The sequence below is a fragment of the Clostridium sp. genome, assembly GCF_050717515.1.
Lineage (GTDB): Bacteria > Bacillota > Clostridia > Clostridiales > Clostridiaceae > Clostridium_AD.
On sequence record NZ_JBOITL010000019.1, the window covers coordinates 163,000 to 180,152 of the forward strand.

The 17,153-nt window shown below is 31.7% G+C and carries 13 protein-coding genes; 7 read left to right on the plus strand and 6 right to left on the minus strand.

All coding sequences use genetic code 11. The features are described from left to right. Positions 1 to 37 precede the first annotated feature (37 nt). The 3 genes from ACREV6_RS05775 to ACREV6_RS05785 all read right to left on the minus strand — a co-directional run bounded on the left by ACREV6_RS05775 (position 38) and on the right by ACREV6_RS05785 (position 3,650). Positions 38 to 1,276, minus strand: coding sequence for an MDR family MFS transporter (locus ACREV6_RS05775; RefSeq protein WP_431577053.1), 1,239 nt, complete (start codon positions 1,274 to 1,276; stop codon positions 38 to 40). A gap of 231 nt (positions 1,277 to 1,507) precedes the next feature. Next, positions 1,508 to 2,539, minus strand: a complete 1,032-nt coding sequence (locus ACREV6_RS05780) for a hypothetical protein (protein ID WP_431577054.1) — start codon at positions 2,537 to 2,539, stop codon at positions 1,508 to 1,510. Between the two features lie 328 nt (positions 2,540 to 2,867). Further along, positions 2,868 to 3,650 carry a hypothetical protein gene (locus ACREV6_RS05785; RefSeq protein ID WP_431577055.1) on the minus strand — a complete coding sequence of 261 codons (783 nt, stop codon included), beginning with the start codon at positions 3,648 to 3,650 and terminating at the stop codon, positions 2,868 to 2,870. A 350-nt stretch (positions 3,651 to 4,000) separates the two neighbouring features. Here ACREV6_RS05785 and ACREV6_RS05790 point away from each other — a divergent pair, with 350 nt between their 5' ends. Beyond that, positions 4,001 to 4,858 (plus strand): DegV family protein, encoded by an 858-nt coding sequence (locus tag ACREV6_RS05790; RefSeq protein WP_431577056.1) that lies wholly within the window; start codon positions 4,001 to 4,003, stop codon positions 4,856 to 4,858. Positions 4,859 to 4,914: 56 nt separating this feature from the next. Here ACREV6_RS05790 and ACREV6_RS05795 read toward each other — a convergent pair whose 3' ends face one another. Continuing rightward, positions 4,915 to 5,808, minus strand: a complete 894-nt coding sequence (locus ACREV6_RS05795; RefSeq protein WP_431577057.1) for an FUSC family protein — start codon at positions 5,806 to 5,808, stop codon at positions 4,915 to 4,917. A 696-nt stretch (positions 5,809 to 6,504) separates the two neighbouring features. Here ACREV6_RS05795 and ACREV6_RS05800 point away from each other — a divergent pair. Then, positions 6,505 to 7,551 carry a carbamoyl phosphate synthase small subunit gene (locus ACREV6_RS05800; RefSeq protein ID WP_431577058.1) on the plus strand — a complete coding sequence of 349 codons (1,047 nt, stop codon included), beginning with the start codon at positions 6,505 to 6,507 and terminating at the stop codon, positions 7,549 to 7,551. A gap of 103 nt (positions 7,552 to 7,654) precedes the next feature. Continuing rightward, positions 7,655 to 10,861, plus strand: a complete 3,207-nt coding sequence (gene carB, locus ACREV6_RS05805) for a carbamoyl-phosphate synthase large subunit (protein ID WP_431577059.1) — start codon at positions 7,655 to 7,657, stop codon at positions 10,859 to 10,861. A 61-nt stretch (positions 10,862 to 10,922) separates the two neighbouring features. Here carB and ACREV6_RS05810 read toward each other — a convergent pair whose 3' ends face one another. Continuing rightward, complete coding sequence (locus ACREV6_RS05810) at positions 10,923 to 12,749, minus strand: M56 family metallopeptidase (protein ID WP_431577060.1); 1,827 nt, start codon at positions 12,747 to 12,749, stop codon at positions 10,923 to 10,925. 12 nt (positions 12,750 to 12,761) lie between these two features. Then, positions 12,762 to 13,163 (minus strand): BlaI/MecI/CopY family transcriptional regulator, encoded by a 402-nt coding sequence (locus ACREV6_RS05815; RefSeq protein WP_431577061.1) that lies wholly within the window; start codon positions 13,161 to 13,163, stop codon positions 12,762 to 12,764. 453 nt (positions 13,164 to 13,616) lie between these two features. Between ACREV6_RS05815 and ACREV6_RS05820 the strand changes: the two genes are divergently transcribed. From ACREV6_RS05820 to ACREV6_RS05835, 4 genes are all read left to right on the plus strand, one after another. Next, positions 13,617 to 14,408, plus strand: a complete 792-nt coding sequence (locus ACREV6_RS05820; protein WP_431577062.1) for an ABC transporter substrate-binding protein — start codon at positions 13,617 to 13,619, stop codon at positions 14,406 to 14,408. 60 nt (positions 14,409 to 14,468) lie between these two features. After that, positions 14,469 to 15,116, plus strand: coding sequence for an amino acid ABC transporter permease (locus ACREV6_RS05825; RefSeq protein ID WP_431577063.1), 648 nt, complete (start codon positions 14,469 to 14,471; stop codon positions 15,114 to 15,116). 15 nt (positions 15,117 to 15,131) lie between these two features. Beyond that, positions 15,132 to 15,863 (plus strand): amino acid ABC transporter ATP-binding protein, encoded by a 732-nt coding sequence (locus ACREV6_RS05830; RefSeq protein ID WP_431577064.1) that lies wholly within the window; start codon positions 15,132 to 15,134, stop codon positions 15,861 to 15,863. 64 nt (positions 15,864 to 15,927) lie between these two features. Then, positions 15,928 to 17,130 carry an argininosuccinate synthase gene (locus ACREV6_RS05835; RefSeq protein ID WP_431577088.1) on the plus strand — a complete coding sequence of 401 codons (1,203 nt, stop codon included), beginning with the start codon at positions 15,928 to 15,930 and terminating at the stop codon, positions 17,128 to 17,130. The last annotated feature ends 23 nt before the right edge of the window (positions 17,131 to 17,153 follow it).

A 17,153-nucleotide genomic window follows, 5' to 3' on the forward strand; every position in this document is an offset into this window, starting at 1 on the left:
AACAATGCCTCAGGACACCCTGGGGCATTAATAGCGTCTAAGTTTCTTTTCTCTTTTCATTTAAATATAGTAAGTACATACAAGCAGAAGCAAAGATACCAAAGAAAAATACAAGGAGCCATGCGGAGTTTATGGATCTATTTCTAATAAAAAAGCCCATCATAAAGGGACCAACCGCAAAGCCTGTACCAGTAATTAATGGTATAACTGCATTAAATCTACCTCTATGGGACATTGGTGTATGATTTGCAATATATACTCCAGAATTAGTGGCAGATAGTATTTCACCAATTGTCCATACAATCGTAGAAATAACAAAGACCGTAAAAGTTTTTGCTAAAAATAACATTCCAAAACCTACAGAGAAAAATAAACCAGCTAAGGTGATGTTTAGTATTGGTCTAAGTTTTTTTGTTAAAGCAGCTATAACTGTGGTCATAGTAACTACAACTAGACCATTAATAGCCATTATAGAACCATAAAGCTTTGGACCGTCGATACTAAAAAGTTTCCTCATTTGTATTGGTGTAATGAAACCAAATTGAGAATACATGAATGAATAAATCATTGAAACTGTAGCAAAGGCTATAAGATAAGGTCTTTTTAAAAGCACACTTAGTAAGCTACCTTCTTGAGCTTTTTCATTTTCATTATAAAACTCATTAATTACCTCATCCTCTTTATTCTCCTTAGTGGGAAGAGTTTCTTCTACAAATACAGCAACTAGTATTAAGGAGAGTATAGTTGTAGCTGCATCACCTAAAAATAAAATTTTCAAATGGTGATTATATAAAAAACCTGCAATTAGTGGTCCAAGGGAAAAGCCTATATTAATTCCTAGATATAAAAGCGAGTATGCGGCTTTTCTATTTTTGGTATTTGTTAAATCTGCCATCATAGCGCTGTTTGGTGGTTGGGCAGCTCCTCCAAAAAAGGATGAAAGTATTAAAAGATAGGGTATCATTAAAGATTTACCCAGAAATGCACAAGGAATAAGGCATAGTGCTGCCAAACCTTGAAAAATAATAATGATTTTTTTTCTGCCAATATGATCTGCTAACTTTCCACCTATTAGTGAACCAGGTATAGAAGAGAAGGCTGCCATCATTAAAAATAAACCTACAGTTTCTGCTCCCAGACCTAAGTTTATAGTAAGGAATAGTGTTAGAAAAGGATGAACAAAACTACCCATACTGTTAATAATTCTAGCAAAAAATACAACGTAAATACTTCTAGGTAAGCCGGAATAAGTTTTTAAAATATTTGAACTTTTCATTAGTTCCCCCTTGCTTTTTCCATTTTATAAGTCTTAGTATTTTTTTTAATACTGTCAATTACATTTTACTAAAATTCTATAAAAATTTCCAGTTATAATAAAAAAAATTTTATAAAATAAAAGGATAGCTCTTAGGCTATCTTCAAATTGTTGACAAATATAAAAAAAATCCCAATTTTAAATTGAGATTTTTTTTATAAGCAAAAATGATATTGGATTATCCATGTCGAGTTACTTGGCAATTGGATGATTTTTCAAAAATATTAGGTAATCATTATTCCATTGCTCATAGTTTTTATCATTTTTATGATCCTTTAGTTCATATTTTTTCTTCAATAATTCGCCTAAATAATTTGTAACTTTATTAGAGCCCAAAAGGTTTAGGTGACCAATGTTAAACATATCAGACTTAAAATCAAATCCCATTTCTTCATACTTATTGTTATAATTAATGAACTCAATATTATTAGCTTTACATATTTGTTCTACCTTATTAAACATTTTTCCTGGAGTTTGAGTCCAATTTTTCATACCAGTTGTGCTTGTTTCATCGTATGGCATATTAGTAAATATAAGTTTAAATCCCTGCTCTTTAGATAAATTAATCATTTTGTATAAATACTCTTCTGATTTGGGTGGAAGTTGTCCTACCCCCTTGGTAGAAACATTAGCTTTATTTTCTTTACCATACTTTTCATCTCCGGCACTAAAGCCTTTTTCATAATAATTATCTAAATTATTAAATTGAAGATCCAATTTAGAAACTTCTTTCCATCTGTTGTGATACCTTATAAATGGAACAAAATAATTTTGTCTTTCATCTTTAGGCGTAGTGGCTAAAATTGCTTCAATTTTATTTTTAGACAATTTCATGTTATCAAGCACATAACTAATGTACCCTTCTTCTCCATATTCTTCAGTTAAGCCTAAATAATACAAATCTACTACAACAATAGGTTTTTCCTGTTTTTTTAATATTTCTTTTAATAAATAATATGTAACATCGATAGGTTCCCCAGCTGTTGCATAATTAAAACTAGTTATTCCATAATCTTTCCATAGTAAATTCGGACTAATAGCTGAATGCATATGACTAGAGCCTAATAATACTACATCATATTTATCCCCTGTATTTGCATATAACCCTTGATACAAATTATTACGGTAACCTGTTTTTAATATGAATAAGGAATTTAAACCTAAGAGGATAGATATTAATATAATAGTAAAAATACTTCCTTGTAAAATTCTTTTTTTACTCAATGGAGCGCCTCCTATAGTTAAAACTGGAAATATATAAATTTTTGAACATCAAATTGGGGACCATACATTCCAAATAGTATTTACAGTTAAAACAATTAATATGCCAATTACTGATATTAAAATAATTTCTTAGCTTACTAGCGGCTCTTTTATTTAGCAATAAATATTGTAATTTATTTTATCATACTGTATTAGTGTGTCAAAGATATGTCAATTTTAAAAATAGTGCAAACCACGTGTCCAATATATAACTTTATATAAAAAAGACCAGTATAATGAAAAATTATACTGGTCTGGTAAACAAACTATAAAAATTAACACTTTTCATTTATTTCCTAAGAAAAAAGCTGAATTTATCTTTTTCGTCAACTAAAATAGAAATATTTCGTTTATGAAGTATATTATTATATTCTTGAACTTGACCATCACATATATTACCATAGTCAGTCTTGTCATTTGCTACCCAACCCATAAACACATAAGCATGGGAAGGAACACCAGGCTTATTAGCTACATCTGTGGTGAAACATATATCTCCTTTTTCTAATTTAGTAACGTCAGTATTTTTTTTGAAGCCCATTGAAGTTAGATCTGTCGCCAACTGTTTAACAGTAGATGTGTCTACAGGTATGGCAATGTCATTGGATCTTAAAATTTCTGACAAAAGATATACAGTAACTCCGGTTTTGCTTCCTTTGTTTAATCCGACTGCTTTTTTTAGCATAGATGTTCTATTTGCTTCTACATCTAAATAGTCATAAATTTTCTTTTGGGATGTAACAGTTTTAACGTCACTATCAACAGTACTTTTTGTAACTGTTTTCTTGGCAACTACGTCTGTTTTTGGCTTCATGAAAGAGGTGTTCATTAATATAGAAAAAACGATTATAGCGGCTATAACTATAAAAAGTCCTAAAACAATTGCATTGTTCTTAAACTCATTTTTGTCTGCGAGCTCATGCATTTCTTTTATGTATTTTTGACCTTCCGCATGATCTTTTAACTGAGTCGGTTCACTAGATTTAGTTTTATGCTTTTCTAAATTGTTGTTTGAATACAAACTATTTATACTTTCACTAGTTTCTTTTTCTGTTTGGTTATTTTTATCCATATTTTCTGCTTGCAAATATAGGTATCCATATGATTTAACCTATATTTTTGCAGCACCTCCCCTTGATTTTATATTAGTGCTTTAATTTTAATAGCTGTTTATTTTAAAAAGCAGTTCATATATTATTCATATCACTTGCTTTTTGACACTATAATTATAACATATGAGGAGGCATTTTAGTGATATTTGTGAGAGTTTAAAATAATTTAATATTTTGTGAAATATATTACAGTTATTGTGGGTATAAATTTAATATAATTATTGATTTAACTTATTCATAACTTCTAGGGTATTGTTTAGTGCAGTACTGTAGTATAATGTATTTGATAATGAATAAGTAGGGGTGGACAATGACTGTAAAAATAGTAACTGATAGTACCTCATATATAAGTGAGGAGTTAACAATAAAATATGATATTTCTGTGACTTCATTAAGTGTTATTTTTGAAAATGAAGCGTTTAAAGAAAGCTATATTAAAAACGAAACTTTTTATGAAAAACTAGATAAGAGCGCAAGTATTCCCACTTCATCACAACCATCATTAGAGGAAATGTATAACGTCTTAGAAAAACATATAAAAGATAATAATGAAGTTGTTGGTGTTTTCTTATCTTCAGATATGAGTGGGACGTATTCAAATGCATGCCTTGCAAAAAACATGATACTTGAAAATTATCCAAATGCATTAATAGAGATTATAGATTCTAGATCTAATTGTATGCAACTTGGATTTGCAGTATTAACCGGGGCGATTGCAGCACAAAAGGGAGAATCGGTAAATGAAGTAGCCTGCATAGTAAAAGACAATATAAAAAGGAGCAGATTTCTGTTTATACCTGATACTTTAGAGTATCTAAAAAAAGGTGGCAGAATAGGTGGTGCAAGTGCATTACTTGGTACTATTTTTCAAATTAAACCTATTCTTACTGTAGTAGATGGGAAAACAGAATTATTTAATAAAGTACGGACTAAAAAACGTGCCATACAAACTATGACTGATAAATTTATTCAAGATATAGCACAGCACGGTCTTGGAGATGTGATGATACATCACATAAATGATGTTGAAGGGGCAATGGATTTTGCAAAAACAGTTGAAACATATATAGGTAAAAAAATAAGCATAGCTCCAATTGGGCCTGTAATAGGAACGCATGTTGGACCTGGTGCGCTAGGTATAGTGTATTACACAAAGACAGATTTATAAAATAATAAGTAAAGCCGAACTGCTGATTTGCAGTTCGGCTTTGCTTATTAAATAATTCAATATTCTTCTGAGTACATTTCTCTTAAAATAGTTAATGTTTCAAGTAAATGTTGAACATGGAAGTTAAATACTACGTTTATATCGTTATTTATGTAAGGTGTACTAAGTGTATCTTCATGGAACAATTCGTTTATGTTAAAGCGGTTAGTTTCATTGAAATAGCAATTACAAGGCGAATTGGTGAATGTTAGAGAGTTTAGTATAACTAGGTGATTATAAGCAGTTTTTGAAGTATCTATAACTTTATTAATTTTGTTAACATGTTGGTTTTCAGTTTTTTCACTTTGTATTTCACTTAAGTATGAGTCCAGTGATTTTTCCAATTTGGTTATTTGAAGGTTTAAACTAGAAAGATTAATATCTCCATTGAAATTAAACACATCTTTAGCTGTTGCAAAAATATTACGGATTAGGATTTTTCCGTCTCTATGTAAGTTATCTAAAAATTTAGGATGGAATATAAAATAGTTTATTAAAACCGATACCAATATACCCACAAAAGTTTCTATAACTCTATTGGAACTATAAACTAGCGGAGTACCTTGTTTAAGATTCGTCATTATTGCTAAAAAAACTACGCAGGCAATTATAATCGAATTTTTTCTATTAAGAAGGTTTAAAAAATAAATTACAAATATTATGCCTATACCGATAAGAAATACATTATTAGGACTTATAAGTGCGAATATTAATCCCCAAATTGCGCCTATGATAGTACCAATCATTCTGTTTTTACCTGTAGTAAAGGAATTGTGTACAGTGCTTTGCATTGTTATTACCGCAGCTATACATGCATAAAAGGGGTTTTGGTTATGAAAAAATCTTAATATAATTATACATAAAAAAACTGAAATTGCAGTTTTAATATTTCTCATTCCTATTTTTTGCATACTGTTGCCTCCTGGCCAAGTCACACCTTTGGTGCTGAAATCTGTTTAAATTGTTGTATTAAGTGGATACATTATTATATATAATTTTAAACACATCTTATATTTTACCAAATTTCAACTTATTTGCAACTAAAAATTATATTTATGCATTGACAAATTTCAAGATTTAAATTAGACTAAGAAGAAATTATATATTATATATAAAAAAGAAGTACACTTTTAAGTTAGTCCTGTGAGGCTAGGAAGGAGTATAGATGATTATGCCATGTTTTTTTTGCGTAGAAAGTTTTGAATTTAATACTATTAAATATAACACAGTGGGTAATATTTGCAATAAAACTGTAAGTATATTTTCTATTTCGTTAATAAATATAATCAATATATTGATAAGGATAACAAAAAGATTATTTTAATAGTCTCTTTGTTATCCTTTATTTTGTTTAAAAAAATGGTTTTAGTTGATAAGTATATTTTCAAATGAATAATAATTGTGATAAATGAATAAAAAAACAAGAAAAATATTGCTTTATTATGATGATTAACATATAATTAATAAAAATAAGCTAGCAATACCAATAAAAATATTAAAAAATGCGGCATGTAAGAAGAATATACGTTATACATAAAAATTGTATAAATATTCACTAATAAGTTTTGGCGTTTTAAAAAAATGATTTTTATGTAGGAGGATTTAAGATGAAAGGTAAATTGATTTTAGAGAATGGAATAATATTTGAGGGTAATATATTTGGGTATTTAGAGGAAAGTGTGGGGGAAGTAGTTTTTAATACAGGTATGACTGGGTATGAAGAAATTTTAACGGACCCATCCTATTATGGACAGATAGTAACTATGACCTATCCGCTTATTGGAAATTACGGAATTAATTTAGAAGATGTAGAGTCGAAGTCACCTACAGTCAAGGGCTTTATTGTTAGAGAAAAATGTGATAACCCTAATAATTTTAGATGTGAAATGGATTTAGAGGGATATTTTAAGCAAAATAAAATAGTGGGCCTAGAAGGTATTGATACAAGAGCATTAACAAAAATACTTAGAAATAAAGGAACTATGAAAGGTATTATTACTACGAAGGAATTATCGCAAAGTGAAATAAAGCAAAAGCTTGCGGTATTTAATAATACTGATGCTGTAATGAAGGTTACTACAAAAGAACCTTATGTTATTTGCGGAACAGGGCCTCATGTGGCTGTTGTGGATTTTGGAATAAAAGAAAATATTCTGAGATCGTTTATGCAAAGAAATTGCAAATTAACAGTATTTCCAGCTGATACATCTGCGAAAGAAATATTAAAGGTTAATCCGGATTTGATATTTTTATCAAATGGGCCTGGAGACCCAGAAGATTTAAAGGAAATAATTAAAATGTTAAAAGAAATTATAGGTAAAAAACCTATAGTTGGAATTTGCTTAGGACATCAACTTTTAGCTTTAGCCCTTGGTGGGGAAACCGAAAAACTTAAATTTGGTCATAGAGGATGTAATCATCCTGTTAAAGATATACAAGAAAATAAGGTGTATATTACATCACAAAACCACGGATATTATGTAAGCGTACTCCCAGAAGAAATGGAAGTTACGCATGTAAGCGTAAATGACGGAACTATAGAAGGCATGAAACATAAGAATATGCCAATATCCTCTGTGCAGTTCCATCCGGAAGCTTGTCCTGGATCAAAAGATATAGATGCAATTTTCGATAAATTTCTTTCGATGATTTAAGGCAAATATTGAGAATCGCAAGTGCAAAGGTAAAAGAGGAAGTAAATGAAATTTAAGATGCGCAAATAGAATTAAACAAAAGATAATTTAGAGGAGGATTTATATGCCATTAGATAAAAGCATTAAGAAAGTATTAGTAGTTGGGTCGGGGCCAATAATAATAGGGCAAGCTGCTGAATTTGATTATTCTGGAACACAAGCTTGTCAAGCGCTAAAAGAAGAAGGAGTAGAAGTTGTGCTTGTAAATAGTAATCCAGCAACGATAATGACAGATAAAGAGGTTGCGGACATTGTTTATATAGAACCACTAACTATAGAATTTTTAGAGAAGATTATTGAAAAGGAAAGACCGGATAGTATGATTTCTGGTATGGGTGGGCAAACAGCCTTGAATTTAGCTGTAGAATTATCCGATAATGGTATTTTAGATAAATATAATGTGAGAGTAATCGGCACCTCTATAGAAGCCATAAAAAAAGGTGAAGATAGAGAAATATTTAGAAATCTTATGCAGGAAATTAATCAGCCAGTTGTGGAAAGTGAAATTGTTACAGAAATAGAAGATGGAGTGCGCTTTGCTGGCGAAATAGGGTATCCTGTAATTGTAAGGCCGGCTTATACGTTAGGTGGAAGTGGTGGTGGAATTGCCGAAAGTGAGGAAGAATTGATTGAAATATTAGAACTTGGATTACAATTAAGTTCTATCAGGCAAGTGCTTCTAGAAAAGAGTATTAAAGGCTGGAAAGAGATAGAATATGAAGTGATGAGAGACAATCGTGGCAATTGTATTTGCGTATGTAATATGGAGAATATAGATCCTGTAGGGATACACACTGGAGACAGTATTGTTGTAGCACCAAGTCAAACTCTTTCTGATAAAGAATACCAAATGCTTAGAAGTGCATCCATAGACATTATAAATAGTGTAGGAATAGAAGGAGGATGCAATGTTCAACTTGCCCTGCATCCCAAAAGTTTTGAGTATGCAGTTATAGAAATTAATCCAAGGGTAAGTAGATCTTCTGCCCTAGCCTCAAAGGCTACGGGATATCCCATTGCAAAAGTAGCAGCGAAAATAGCTCTAGGCTATGCACTAGATGAGATAGAAAATGCAGTTACACAAAAAACCTATGCTTGTTTTGAACCTTCTCTAGACTATGTGGTAGTTAAAATTCCTAAGTGGCCTTTTGATAAGTTTCAAGAGGCGAATAGAGTTTTAGGCACAAAGATGATGGCTACAGGGGAAATAATGGCAATTGGAAGTAATTTTGAAGCGGCTTTATTAAAAGGGATTCGCTCTTTAGAAATCGGAAAATATTCATTGCAAGATGACTCCTTAGCACAAAAAAGTTTGCAAGAATTGAAGGATAATGTAATGGCTCCTGATGATGAGAGAATATTTCATTTAGCTGAAATGCTTAGACGCGATTATATGGTGGATAAGGTTTCGGAAATTACAGGTATGGATAAATTCTTTGTAAATAAAATTAAGTGGATAGTAGATGAGGAGGAAAAAATAAAAAAATCCGACCTAGGAGATATGAATAAAGAGTGGTTGCAATTATTAAAGAAAAAGGGATTTTCAGACAAGGGAGTTTCGGATTTATTAGGGGTTAAGCCAAACGTGATTTATGAACTGAGAAATATATGGAACATTAAGCCTGTTTATAAGATGGTAGATACTTGCGCTGGAGAATTTGAAGCCTTGTCCCCGTATTACTATTCAACTTATGATGAATATGATGAGGTTGAGGTAAGCGATAAAAGGAAGGTTATGGTAATAGGCTCAGGTCCTATAAGAATAGGACAGGGTATTGAGTTTGATTACGCATCTGTTCATAGTGTAATCGCTCTTAGAAAGTTAGGAATTGAGACTATAATAGTAAATAATAATCCCGAAACTGTAAGCACGGACTTTAATATTTCAGATAAATTATACTTTGAACCGTTAACGGAAGAAGAAGTGTTGAATATTGTAGAAAAAGAAAAACCGGATGGAGTTATTCTTCAATTTGGAGGTCAAACTGCTATTAATCTTGCTGAATTCTTAAAGGGGAAAAATATACCTATATATGGAACTAAACCTGAACAAATAGATGCAGCGGAAGATAGAGAAAAATTCGATGCATTACTAGAAAAATTAGATATAAATAGACCGAAGGGAAAAGCGGTTTGGAATTTAAAAGAAGGGTTAAAAGAGGCTAAAATCATAGGTTATCCGGTTTTGGTTAGACCATCCTATGTATTAGGTGGGCAGGGAATGGAAATAACTTATGGAGAAGAGGAGCTGGAGCATTATTTAGTGAATGCCTTTGAGAAGGATAAGAAAAATCCGGTTTTAATAGATAGATATTTATTAGGTAGAGAAATAGAAGTTGATGCTATTTGTGATGGGGAAGAAATATTAATACCGGGTATTATGGAACATTTAGAGAGAGCGGGAGTTCACTCCGGGGATAGTATAACAATATATCCAAGCCAAAACATATCGGAGACTATAAAAGAAAAAATATTAGAATATACGAGGAAAATAGCAATAGGCCTTAAAGTAATGGGTATGATCAATATTCAGTTTATAGAATTTAAAAATGAATTATATATAATAGAAGTTAATCCAAGAGCTAGTCGTACAGTTCCCTATATTAGTAAGGTTAGCAAAGTGCCCATAGTTGAATTGGCAACAAGAGTTATGCTAGGAGAAAAACTAGTGGATTTAGGGTATGGTACCGGAGTTTATAAAGAGCCGAAATTAGTGTCAGTTAAGGTTCCTGTATTCTCAACTCAAAAACTTCCAGAAGTTGAGGTGTGCCTTGGACCAGAAATGAGATCCACAGGAGAGGTGCTAGGAATAGGAAGAAACTTTGAGGAGGCGTTATATAAAGGGCTTGTAGCGTCAGGAATGAAGATTAAAAAGGAAAATGGAGTTATCTTGGCCACGATAAACCCACAGGATTATGGCGAGTTTTTGTATATAGCAAAGGCTTTTAGAGAACTCGGTTATAAATTTATAGCAACCAAGGGCACTGCTAAGCTATTAAAAGATAATGGCATTGAAGCCTTAGAGGTTAAAAAAATCACAGAAGGAAAGCCTGATATAATTGATGTAATAAAGGGTAGACAGATTGATTTAGTAATAAATACACCTACTAAAGGAAATGATTCGAAAACAGATGGCTTTAGAATTAGAAGGACGGCTATTGAGAATAACGTTCTAGTTGTTACTTCGTTAGACACTGCAAAAGCAATAGTTGAACTTATGAAGAAAAAGATTGTGAGTTCAAATTTAGAAGTGTTTAATATTGTAGAATAGTGAAAAAGAAGTTATAAATAAAACACGTCACAGGTAATTAAATCTGTGACGTGTTTTTTTCTTAAGGCAATACCATAAAAGTGGATACTACCCTTCTTTCTCCTTTGCTATCGCTTGGATTATTAATTACTTTCCCATTGTAATACATAGTTGAAGAACTTCCTCCATCAAGATTTGAAGCATTTACAGCGCCGTGATCTAAAAGTATGTTTTGTACCTCTAATAAAGTAGCTCCCATAGATTTTATGCTCCTACCATCAATGGCTAACATAATAACTGTACCATCTTTTTTCTGACCGATAGCTGTTCTTGGGTTAATTCCCCCACCGCCGTCGCCTTTTATAATTGTTGGTTTCCCATTAACTATAAGTGCCGGGCCAAAACTAACAGCTTCAGTTGCGTTAAGCTTGTTTAATTCATTTAATGAATAGAAACCAACTAAAAGCTTGCCTTTATCTGTAAAAGCAATAATTTGTGTTTTTCTAGCGTTGTCTTTTGTCTCATTAAAAATAACCTTCCCATCATGCATTATAAGTCCTGCTGGGGAGAAGCCTTTACTTGTGGAGTCTACAAATGCACCTGAATTAATAGCGCATATTGCCTTGTTTTCTTTAGCTATTTGACTTGTGGTTTTATCAACTTTTGAAATATCTTTATTAAATCCTACAACGATTTTCTTGTTATTTGGTATTAATAGCAGTTTTCCTTTAAAACGTTTGCCGGAAATATCATACTGGGTGATAATATTTTCTTTTGTTTTAGCTGTATCAATTAAATTCTTAGTAGCTGTTATATTCTTATTATCCGCTAATACTGGTTTATCTTTTGAATTAGTAAGTAGTACTCCTCCCGTTAGTGCTAATGCTACTATGGGGATTATTGACCATTTATATGAATTTTTTTTGAATAGTGAAATCATAGTAACTCTCCTTTTTATTTGAGATTTATCATTAATAATGCAAGCAACCCCATAAACTACAGTTGTTTTCTTATAGCTTTCTAACAATTTTATAATAGTTTTACCGTAATTTACATAGTCATCTGGATTAATGTGAGATAAAGCTAATGCGTCACAAGCGAGTTCCTTATCGTTGCGCATTTTATAAAACGAATACCATATAATGGGATTAAACCAATGTATTATTTGAAGCGCTCCCGATATGCAGCTTACCATTATATCTTTTCGTTTTATATGAGCTAACTCATGTAAAATTATAAATTCTAATTCATCCTTGCTTACATAGCTCTCTATACCTATAGGCAATAATAATTTAGGTTTTATAAACCCTAAAATACAGGGCGTTTTAACTAAATTAGTATTGATGATTTTTATATTAGACTTTAGAATAAACTTATTTTTGCACTGTAATAAAAGTGTTATAATTTCTTCATCATCACATAAATGTTCATTTTTAAGCTTGCCCTTTAGTTTTACTGTCATTACAATGGTATAAGTTCCGAGCATTATTACTCCAAGCAGCCACAAGTAATAGAACAACTGCAAATACATAGGGACGTGCTTAGGTTCGTGTATATTATCAGATGGCATAGTTTTGTCCTTGCTCGCTGCTATATTTTCAGAGATTTTATTATTATTCATAACTAGTTCTTTTTCATTATTATTTTTTACATTCTTAATTGTTTCATAATTTACTACATAAGGTATTTGTGCACTTCCGAGTTTGAAAAGATTAAAAACGCTCAATGAGCTTTGTGGTCCGTAGGGAATTAATAACCTAATTATAACAATAAGCCAAATAGCATAGTGCCACCTTACTCCTAACTTGTCTTTCAACAGTAACTTGAAAAGAAGAATTATTAAACTTAAAACACTTGCTAGAGCGGTTGAATATAATACCCATTTAAAAATAGATATAACCAATAACATAAACACACCCAATTACCCTTTCTTTTTATCGAGAATATTTTTTAGTTCTTCAATCTCTTCATCGGATAACTTTGATTCGCTTAAAAAATTAGCAATCATCCCGTTTAATGAGCCATTGAACACTCGTTTTATAAAGGAGTCACTCTCAGATTTTATGCACTCATTTTCTGATAATAAGGGAAAATAATAATATGTTTTTTTATCGTTCTCATCTATTTCGTAACCTAATACTTCTTTTTTTACTAAGCGATTTATTAAAGTTCTAATAGTATTTGGCTTCCAGTCAGTGGTTTTACTTAAAGCATCAACAATCTCGTTAGCAGTGAAAGGCGTATTCTCCCAAATACACTTCATTACTTCCCATTCCGAATTTGATATCTTAGATGAATCTAGCATTTTCTCATCTCCTTTCATTGTGGAATTGTATTATCTTTACTTGCTATTTTTTTAGCATATATTACAGATGTAATATGTACTATAATTACATATTACATCTGTAATACGTAATTGTCAATAGGAAAATTACTAAGATGTTATTAAAATAGCTCTAAAAAATTCAATGTCTAAAGCGATTAGAAAGAGGAAGAATAATAGGAATCTATGATAACTAAAGCTCAGCAAAATCAGCTAGTTTGGCAAGGTTTCATTGCAAAATGTGCATAAATATTATATAAAATGAATAAATATTAAGAAAAAGTATTGCGTTATTATAAAAAACGGTATATAATAAATAAAAACAAGGTAGTTAAATCAATGATAAAAGTTAATAAACAACTGAACTACAGGGAAATGAGAAGAATATGCATTATACATAAAGAATGTATAAATATTCACAAGCGATTATACTAAAATGGGGGAGTGGTACAAATGAAAAAAATCATGTCAATTGTATTAATGGTTACTATGGCAGGTGCATTACTTGCGGGATGCGGGCAAAAACAGGAAAAACTTAATTCTCTACAAGCAGTTCAAAAAGCGGGCGTCCTAACTATAGGAACAGATGATTCATATCCTCCAATGGAATTTAGAGATTCTAAAAACACCTTAGTAGGGTTTGATGTAGATTTGGCAAATGAAATAGGAAAAAAATTAGGAGTGAAAATAGAGTACACTACTACAGATTTTAATGGAATACTTTTAGCTCTCAACTCGTCAAGATTTAATATTATACTTGCAGCTCTCAGTATTACAGATAAGAGAAAAGAAAGTATAGATTTCTCAGACAGTTATTTAATGGGTGGTCAAGTTATTGCTATAAAACAAGGGAATACATCAATAAAAAGTTTGGAAGACCTAAAGGGTAAAATAGTAGCTTGTCAGCTAGGGTCTACAGGAGATGCTGCAGCCACTGCAATAAAGGGATTAAAAGAAGTTAAGAAGTATGACAAAATTACAGAAGCCTTTCAAGAGCTATCGTCTAAAAGAGTAGATGCAGTAGTTATGGATGCTCAAGTTGGTGGATATTATGTATCAAAGAAACCAGGCGAGTTTGTGGTTTTAAAGGACAGAATTAGCGAAGAACCTATAGGAATTGGATTTAAGAAGGAAGATAAGGAATTAAAAGTAGCTGTGCAAAAGGCCCTTAATGAACTTAAATCAGATGGAACTCTCTCTAAGCTTTCACAAAAATGGTTTGGTTTTGACGCATATAAGAAATAACTAGGGGGCTAACAATTAGTAATTGTTAGCTATCCCAGAGTAATGATAGGGGGAACGATAATGGATATAAATATTTTAAAGGATATGTTTCCCGTGTTATTACAAGGAAGTTTAATAACATTGGAACTCACGCTTATATCAGTAGTATTTGGAAGCTTGATAGGTATGCTTACAGCAATGCTAAAGCTTTCTAAAAATAAGTTACTAGGAACCGTTGCAAGTTTTTATACTTGGCTATTTAGAGGAACACCTATGCTGCTTCAATTATGGTTTTTCTATTTTGGATTACCCTTTGTAGGAATTAAGTTTACAGCCTTTCAAGCAGCAATAATAGGACTTAGTTTAAATTCAGGGGCTTACATGGCAGAAATAATAAGAGGTGGAATACTTTCAGTAGATAAGGGTCAGTTTGAAGCTTGCAAGTCACTGGGGTTCACTTATTTTGATACTATGAAAAGAGTAGTATTGCCTCAAACCTTTAAAATAATAATTCCATCTGTAGGTAATGAGTTTATAACAATGCTTAAAGATACCTCCTTAGTGGCTACTATAACTATGGTGGAAGTTATGAGATCAGCTCAGCTTTTATATGCCTCAAGCTTTAGGCCGCTAGAAGCTTTCTTTATAGCAGGATGTTTATATCTTTTAATGACAACAATTTTTACTACAGTATTTTCATACTATGAAAAAAGACTGTCAGTATATTAGTAGAGGTGATATGGAGTGTATATGATAGAAACTAAAAATTTAACTAAGAAATTCGGTAGCCTAACGGTATTTGAAGATTTGAATGTAACAGTTAAAAAAGGAGAAGTACTAGTTATAATAGGACCTTCTGGTTCAGGGAAAAGCACATTTCTAAGATGTTTAAATCACCTTGAAGAGCCTGATGGGGGAGAGGTTTTTATTGAAGGCGAAAAGCTAGATGTAAAAAATAAAAAACATATGAGAAATACTATTGAAAAAGTAGGGATGGTATTCCAAAACTTTAATCTTTTTCATCATATGACCGTACTTCAAAACGTAATTGAGGCTCCAATTACTGTTAAGCGTGAAGCTCGTGAAGAAGTATTAAAAAGAGCCGCGGGAATTATTGAAAAGGTGGGTCTTAGTGAAAAATTAGAGAATTATCCATCAAAATTATCAGGAGGACAAAAGCAAAGAGTAGCTATAGCAAGGGCTTTAGCTATGAGACCTGACATAATGCTCTTTGATGAACCTACCTCATCCTTAGACCCGGAGCTGGTTGGAGAGGTTTTAGGAGTAATGAAAGATCTTGCAAAAGAAGGCATGACAATGGTGGTTGTAACCCATGAAATGGGGTTTGCCAAGGAAGTGGCAGATAGAGTCATTTTCATGGACGGAGGAAAAATAGTAGAAGAGGGAACACCAGAAGAATTTTTTACTGCTCCGAAGCAGCAGCGAACTAAAGAGTTTCTAAATAAAATACTTTAGATTAAACCTAGGACATTTAAAAGTAAAAGCAAAATTGAAAGGGGATATAAAAATGGAAAAAATAATTAAAGACAAAGTGGTTTTAGCGTATTCAGGAGGACTAGACACCTCTATAATAATAGCTTGGCTTAAGGAAAATTATGATATGGATGTTATAGCAGCTTGTATTAATGTTGGTCAAGAGGATGATATGAAGGCAATAGAGAAAAAGGCTTTAAGCTCAGGAGCTCAAAAAATATATATTGAAAATGTAACAGCTGAATTCATAAAAGATTATGTATTTAAAGGGGTTAAAGCAAATGCTACATATGAAGGAAAATATTTACTAGGTACAGCTTTTGCAAGACCATTAATAGCTAAAAAGCTTGTAGAAATTGCTCATAAAGAAGGAGCAAAATATATATGCCACGGATGTACTGGTAAGGGAAACGATCAAGTTAGATTTGAGGTGGGCATAGCAGCTATAGATCCTACAATAAAGATTATCGCCCCTTGGAGAATCTGGGATATAAAATCAAGAGAGGATGCTATAGATTACGCGAATGCTCGCGGTATAGAAATAACAGTAACCAAAGAAAAAATATATTCAGTGGATCAAAATTTATGGCATGCAAGCCATGAAGGTGGGGATATTGAAGATTTTAAAAACGATCATAAAAGAGACATGTATCTTATGGTTACACCTCCAGAAAAAGCTAAAGATGAAGCTACTTATGTAGATATATATTTTGAAAAGGGAATTGCCACAAAAATAGACGGCATTGAACTAGAGCCAATAGATATAGTTTCGATATTAAATAAAATTGGTGGAGAAAATGGAATAGGTATTGTAGATTTAGTAGAAAATAGACTTGTAGGAATGAAATCAAGAGGAATATATGAAACACCAGGTGGTACTATTCTTTATGCAGCTCATAAAGAGCTCGAGGAAATAACTATAGATAAAGATACACTGCACTTTAAATACCAAGTATCACAGAAATATGGAGAATTAGTTTATGATGGTCTTTGGTTTAGCACTATGAGAGAAGCTCTTGATGCCTTTGTAGATAAGACTCAAGAAACCGTAACAGGCTCTGTTAAATTAAAGCTGTACAAAGGAAATATTATGGTAGCAAGTAAAGAATCGCCTAATGCACTATATGATGCAAGTATATCTTCTTTTGGTTCAAGTGTACTATATGACCATAAGGATGCAGAAGGATTTATAAACTTATTTTCATTGCCAAGTAAAATTAAGGCATACAAAAAATTAAATAATATTTAAGTGAAAATACAAAATTTATAGAA

Excerpts from the sequence above, each read along its gene's own strand:
- ACREV6_RS05775 (WP_431577053.1), bottom strand. The coding sequence starts at position 1,276 with ATGAAAAGTTCAAATATTTTAAAAACTTATTCCGGCTTACCTAGAAGT.
- ACREV6_RS05785 (WP_431577055.1), bottom strand. The coding sequence starts at position 3,650 with ATGGATAAAAATAACCAAACAGAAAAAGAAACTAGTGAAAGTATAAAT.
- ACREV6_RS05790 (WP_431577056.1), top strand. The coding sequence starts at position 4,001 with ATGACTGTAAAAATAGTAACTGATAGTACCTCATATATAAGTGAGGAG.
- ACREV6_RS05795 (WP_431577057.1), bottom strand. The coding sequence starts at position 5,808 with ATGCAAAAAATAGGAATGAGAAATATTAAAACTGCAATTTCAGTTTTT.
- ACREV6_RS05800 (WP_431577058.1), top strand. The coding sequence starts at position 6,505 with ATGAAAGGTAAATTGATTTTAGAGAATGGAATAATATTTGAGGGTAAT.
- carB (WP_431577059.1), top strand. The coding sequence starts at position 7,655 with ATGCCATTAGATAAAAGCATTAAGAAAGTATTAGTAGTTGGGTCGGGG.
- ACREV6_RS05810 (WP_431577060.1), bottom strand. The coding sequence starts at position 12,749 with ATGTTATTGGTTATATCTATTTTTAAATGGGTATTATATTCAACCGCT.
- ACREV6_RS05815 (WP_431577061.1), bottom strand. The coding sequence starts at position 13,163 with ATGAAAGGAGATGAGAAAATGCTAGATTCATCTAAGATATCAAATTCG.
- ACREV6_RS05820 (WP_431577062.1), top strand. The coding sequence starts at position 13,617 with ATGAAAAAAATCATGTCAATTGTATTAATGGTTACTATGGCAGGTGCA.
- ACREV6_RS05825 (WP_431577063.1), top strand. The coding sequence starts at position 14,469 with ATGGATATAAATATTTTAAAGGATATGTTTCCCGTGTTATTACAAGGA.